Raw genomic sequence first — 1,513 nt, forward strand, 5'->3', positions numbered from 1 at the left:
GCCTACGCACCCTTCGACGGGCAGGCTATGACCGGCGTGACCCGTTCGCGGTCTTGATCACGATGCCCGGTTCGCACTCGAATGAAGGACTCGGCACGGTTTTACAATGCAGGCGTGAGCGAGCCCGCAGCCAACCCCGGGTCCGACGCGGACATCCTGTACGGAATGGACCGCGCGCTGACCCTCGAAGAGACCGGGCTCGACTCTGCGTTCCCGCTGCCGGGCCGGACGGCGGAGAGATACGGGGAGCGCAGCGGCATCTACCTGTCCGTCTATGAGTATCCGTCCAGCGGACGCGACAGCACGTTTACGAGCAAGCACTACGTCATGGTCGTGCAGCGAGGCGCGAAGCTCACGGTCCGGTCGGTTCCCGCGTCGGGTTCGCAGCTGGCGATGGACCTGTCCGCCAATGGGCGCATCCTCACCGGCACCTGGGCAGAGCAGACCCGGGGCGACGGTCCTTATCGCGGCGCGGTTTACACGGGCGCGATCCAGATGATCGAAGACGACAACCCGGTCCCTAGACGCTTCGCTGGCAAATGGGTGGGGTTCGGCAAGGACGGCGAGATGAACACCGGCCCGTGGTCGCTGGCCCTCGTCGAGCAGCACCTGGGCGGACAGGCGGTTGAGCGGTGGAACCGGGAGCCGGAATGACATCCGGCGCGGCAGATGAACCAGAGAGAGCGATATGGAGGCCGGGTTCCACGTATTGGACGTGCCCGAGGCCTGATTTCGGACGCTGAAGTGTCACTCGGGGTGTCACGGTGCGTTGCTGCGGACGTTTCCGCAGGGTGACGCGGAACGCCGACTCGGAGCGCCTGAGGACAGAGGCGGCTGCGGATATGAGGGCGCGCAGGCAAACCGGTTCGGGGATGCGGTTGAGGCAGCGCGGCAAGGGCCCCCGGGGTCCGCATGCCGCCAGCGAGTGTGGTCCGCTGGGTGGGCGGCCCTCATGGCTGGCCGTTCGCCGCGGACCTGGCGGCCGCCAGCAATCGGATCATCTCCTGCCCGGAGCGGGCTGCATGGTTACCGCCAGGCCGGCGAAGACCGCCAGGAACAAAACGATGAAACCGCCGTAATAGGTCAAGAAAACGGCCCACAGCGAGGGTGGCGCAATGATCAGGCCCGCGCCGCACGCGGCTGCCTTCATGTGAACCGGCTTCCGGGCGGGCTGCGGGCGGGGCTGAGCCTGGGTTAGCAGCGCAGGGGTATCGGCGGCGATCGCGGCCAGCTCTGCGCAGGTCCGCGCCGTGAGCGCCCGGTCCGCCCGGGCAACCAGCTCATCCCTGGTCAGCTGACCCAGCGCGAAGGCATCCTTAAGGGTGTCGATCAGCTGCTCGCGGTCCGCGTCGGAGGCCCGCAAATGGCCGCGGCCCATCGTGCCCGATGCCATCTGGTCTCCCGGACGTGCCACCACCTGTGCCTCCCGCCAGCATCTGCATCGACAGCATAACGTGGCAGCACTCGGGCGGTCATCGGCCGCTATCAGTGGCGACCCGGCTCCGAGCGCACC

Annotated in this window: 2 protein-coding genes; one reads left to right on the forward strand and one right to left on the reverse strand. The window is 67.7% G+C overall.

What is annotated here, in order from left to right:
* Window positions 1-114: 114 nt before the first annotated feature.
* Window positions 115-654 carry a hypothetical protein gene (locus WA805_RS25350; protein WP_425243591.1) on the forward strand — a complete coding sequence of 180 codons (540 nt, stop codon included), beginning with the start codon at window positions 115-117 and terminating at the stop codon, window positions 652-654.
* A 343-nt stretch (window positions 655-997) separates the two neighbouring features.
* Here WA805_RS25350 and WA805_RS25355 read toward each other — a convergent pair.
* Window positions 998-1,513 (reverse strand): DUF1707 SHOCT-like domain-containing protein (locus WA805_RS25355; protein ID WP_425243592.1); only part of this gene is annotated, 516 nt, incomplete at its 5' end.

It is taken from the genome of Trebonia sp., from assembly GCF_049794275.1.
In the GTDB taxonomy this organism is placed as follows: Bacteria; Actinomycetota; Actinomycetes; order Streptosporangiales; family Streptosporangiaceae; genus Trebonia.